3 protein-coding genes and 1 pseudogene are annotated in these 3,787 nt (G+C 69.3%); 3 read left to right on the top strand and 1 reads right to left on the bottom strand.

Annotation, left to right across the window (positions count from 1 at the left end):
* Nucleotides 1–555 precede the first annotated feature (555 nt).
* Nucleotides 556–1,251 (top strand): annotated as a pseudogene (locus ACLL9L_RS04610) (SPFH domain-containing protein); the annotation flags it as partial.
* A gap of 536 nt (nucleotides 1,252–1,787) precedes the next feature.
* Here the strand turns inward: ACLL9L_RS04610 and ACLL9L_RS04605 are convergent.
* The gene (locus ACLL9L_RS04605; RefSeq protein ID WP_411283470.1) at nucleotides 1,788–1,976 is read right to left on the bottom strand and encodes a hypothetical protein; all 189 of its coding nucleotides are present in this window, start codon (nucleotides 1,974–1,976) and stop codon (nucleotides 1,788–1,790) included.
* A 210-nt stretch (nucleotides 1,977–2,186) separates the two neighbouring features.
* On the opposite strand from ACLL9L_RS04605, the gene ACLL9L_RS04600 reads away from it, so the two are divergent.
* Together ACLL9L_RS04600 and ACLL9L_RS04595 are read left to right on the top strand one after the other, a co-directional pair.
* Entirely contained in the window at nucleotides 2,187–2,612 is a 426-nt protein-coding gene (locus ACLL9L_RS04600; protein WP_411283469.1) for a DoxX family protein, read from the top strand.
* A gap of 780 nt (nucleotides 2,613–3,392) precedes the next feature.
* A partial coding sequence (locus tag ACLL9L_RS04595) for a phosphotransferase (protein ID WP_411283471.1) occupies nucleotides 3,393–3,787 on the top strand: 395 nt, incomplete at its 3' end.

Genomic DNA, 3,787 nt, shown 5'->3' with positions numbered 1-3,787 from the left:
ACCACGCCGACCACGACGCGTGGCTGTGCCCGCAGGACCAGTGGTTGTGGCCGCACTCCTTCGACCCCGGCCAGCGAGTGATGCGCTACCGCGCCAAGCCCTCGGTCTGCAATGTCTGCCCGGTCAAGAGCACCTGCACGACCTCGCCACACGGACGGGAGGTCACCCGGGAGATCGACCCGTGGCCACACTCCGAGGCCGGCCGCTTTCACCGGGGCATCGCCTGCAGCATCGCCGTGCTCGCCGTCCTGCTCCCCGCCGGCATGTTGGCGAGTCGCCCCAGCGTTTCGGACCTGCTCGTCCTGGTGGTGACCATCGTGGCCGCGGCCGCGGCCGGCATACCGCTGGCTCGTCACCTGTGGCGGACGCCATCCGGATTCCCCGACCATGTCCCCCATCTCAGCCCCGGTTCCCCGCCAGGCCCGTCCGACCCCTTCGCGACCCGGTGGGGCTCCTTCAGTGTCACCGACGTCCGCGCGGCAGCCGGCTGCGCAGCAGCGACCAGACGGAGGGTCGCTCGTGACCTGGGTCCTCACCGCGCTGGTGCTCGCCGCGATGCTGGTGGCCCTTGCCGTGTGGTCCGTCAAGGTGCTGAGGGAGTATGAGCGTGGTGTTGTGTTCCGGCTCGGGCACCTGCGTCCGCTGCTGGGTCCGGGACCACACCTGCTGCTGCCGTTCGTCAACCACCTGGTCCGGGTCGACCTGCGCGTGGTCACCCTCACCATCCCGCCGCAGGAGATCATCACCAAGGACAACGTCCCGGCGCGGGTCAACGCCGTCGTCCTCTTTCAGGTCGTCGACCCCGAGAAGTCGGTGATGGGGGTGGAGAACTTCGCGGTAGCCACCTCGCACATTGCCCAGACCAGCCTGCGTTCGATCCTCGGCCGGGTCGAGCTCGACACCCTGTTGGCCCACCGCAGCGACCTCAACGAGGACCTGCGGGCCACCCTTGCCACCCAGACCGGCCCATGGGGTGTCGCGGTCAAGGTCGTGGAGATCAAGGATGTCGAGATCCCCGAGGCCATGCAGCGGGCCATGGCCCGTGAGGCCGAGGCCGAACGGGAGCGCCGCGCCAAGATCATCAATGCCCGGGGCGAGCTGCAGGCCTCCGAGGATTTGCGCCAAGCCGCCGACACCCTCAGCCGCAGCCCGGCGTCCTTGCAGCTGCGCTACCTCCAGACCCTGCTCGAGCTCGGCGCGGACTTCACCGTGGTCTTCCCGCTGCCGATCGACATCATCGGGCCGTTCCTGTCCAAGTTCATCGACTCACCCAGCCCGCAGCCACCGTCCGCCCCGCCCCGGACTGACTCGCCTATCGCGCACAGGCGAGCACCACCCCCACGCGGGGGAGCATCGGAGGCGTGGACCACTCACAAACGCGGAGGAGCTCTCGACGCCGGCCAGCAATGGTTCGCAGGCGGCATGGGATGCTCAGCGGGATCAAGCCATGTGGCGGAATCGCTGGTGACAGTGCGCCGTTGACGCGGGCGGGCAGGTGGGCGCCCGCTCGCTCGTCCAGCGTGGAGAGGTGGACTGCCAGCGCTGCGGGTCCAGCGTGATCCCTGCCGTCCAACGCGTGGTGGTCGGGTTGGACCGTCGCAGACTGCCCCGTCTCCGTCTTCGGCCGCCTTGTCGGTGGTGACGATGGCGCCCTTCACCTGCAGGGCTTGTATGCCGTTGTTGTCGACGATCGTCGGCTGTGGATCTGCACGGCCCGCTTCGGGTGTGGTCAGGTGTTGCCCGGCTGGTCCGCGGGCCACACGCACTGCGGGCAGCCATACCGCCGACTAGGCGGCGATGGTGCCGGAGTGGTTCAGAGCCCCGATCACCGCCTCGCGCCAGGTGCTGGGCACCGTGGCGCCGCGCACGGAGGCGCCGCCGCAGCTGCAGTCCCACGCCCAGCCCAGGAAGGTGGCCCGGTGCACGTGTGGGTGGTGGTGGGCGACGTCGTGGCGATGCGTGCGGCGGGGGTTCATGGCGTGTCTTCTCTGGAGGTTCAGCGACCGTGGCTGGCCGCTCCACGATCGTCATCCCCGAAGGGGACACGGCGGTAGTGGACCTTGGTCGTAGACCCAGGCGCTCGTCGGGTCACACCCGGTGACCCTCCCGCACATCGGAACCCGCGTGCGGTCCACGTCGCGCCCAACGGCATCAGCGGATCCGGTCAGGGGACGTAGGGTGTTGGGGTGAGGACAACCAGCGGTGGGCGCCGCCGGCGGTCTCGCTGGGGCCCGTGGATCGTGGCGGCCGCCTTCACGTTGAGCGGGGTCATCCACCTGGCCCACCCGTCGACCTTCACGCCGATCGTCCCGCATTTCGTGCCCCGGCCGACCGAGCTGGTCTACGCCAGCGGCGTGGCCGAGCTGGTCTGCGCGGTGGGGCTGTGGCGCCTGGACCGCTGGGCGGGGATCGCCGCCGCCGCGCTGCTGGTGGTCATCTGGCCGGCCAACCTGCAGAGCGCCATGACCGCCCAGCAGGGCCACGATCTCACGAGCCAAGTGGTGAACTGGATCCGGTTGCCCTTGCAGATCCCCCTGGTCTGGTTTGCCCTGCAGTCCGGCCGAAGCCGGAGCGAGGATTTTCCACGGGACCGGACTCGGCCCCTCGGCTAGTTGTGGTCTCCCTTGCCGGCATGACCTCTCGGAGCGCGGCGTCCCCGTCACCGGCTCTTCACGGGCAACTGCTGGGCAGTATGCCGGGCGCGGGACACTCCCTTGCCAAGGTCGACCTGTCCGGTTCCGCCGCCGTCAAGGGCTGGCGCAGGAGGCAGTCGAGTCGCTCGGTCGCGTCGACGTCGACGTCGTGGTCAACAGCCCTGCACAGCGCCGCAGGGAATCTCCGCTCACGAGTGGGGAGCATGACCCCACCGGCTGCTCTCCGGGAGCCTGCTGCAACTCGATCACCCCGGCCGTCGCTCCTGACGCCGACACGTCCTTCCGGTGGGGTACGCAAGGGCCGGCGTTGAAAGCGACCTTGTCGTCGTGGTTGGGCAGCACGTGGCGAAAATATGGTGGTGCAAAATCGACGCACAACCACAGCAGGTGATCGTGCACCTGCACGGGCATCCTGTGCAGGCCGGGTATGCAGCAGCGGAGCAGCAGGTCGCCGAACAGCTGGTCTGAGTGGTTTCGCGCAAGACCCGGTCGGAGGGATTCCCTCCGCCGGGGGCGTCTCACGGCACAGCGTGCAGATTCGCGGAACGCCCGGGACGCCGCGACCCGCTCGGTTGAGGTTGTGCGCGACGAGGCTGCTCCGTGGAGTCAGACCTTCATCTTGCTGCAGCGCCCCTGTCGGCAGATCTGCTTGGGCCCCCTTCGAATGTCGTCCCGCGCTCCTGCCACCACAACCCGGTGGCGACGACCTGCCGAACGCCGCAGACTGTCCGCGTGCCCATGCATCCCCACCAGATGGAGCTCACACTCGACACCGTGGCGGGGCTGGTGGCCGACCAGTTCCCCCGGTGGCGCGGACTGACGGTTCGCCCGGTGAGCTCGCACGGGACCGTCAACGTGCTGTTTCGACTGGGTGAGGAGCTGGTGCTTCGCTTCCCGCTCGAGCCCGGTGCGCCGGACGCCAAGCGGACATGGTTGCTCGCCGAGGCCGAGGCCGCTCGCCGTCTGCTGGGCCGGGTCCCCGTGCCCACCCCCGAACCTGTCGTCCTCGGCGAGCCTGGCCGCGGGTACCCGTTGCCCTGGGTCGTGTATCGCTGGTTGCAGGGCAACGACGTGTGGGCGGCCGGTGTTGCCGACTCTGCGGACTTCGCCCACGATCTGGCGTCCTTCGTGGA

It is taken from the genome of Lapillicoccus sp., assembly GCF_046595215.1.
Taxonomy (GTDB): domain Bacteria; phylum Actinomycetota; class Actinomycetes; order Actinomycetales; family Dermatophilaceae; genus Lapillicoccus.
The sequence above is the reverse complement of the archived record's forward strand: the minus strand, read 5'-3'. Positions and strand labels throughout refer to the sequence as shown.

Coding starts and splice junctions, on each gene's coding strand:
- ACLL9L_RS04605 (WP_411283470.1), bottom strand. CDS start 1,976: ATGAACCCCCGCCGCACGCATCGCCACGACGTCGCCCACCACCACCCA.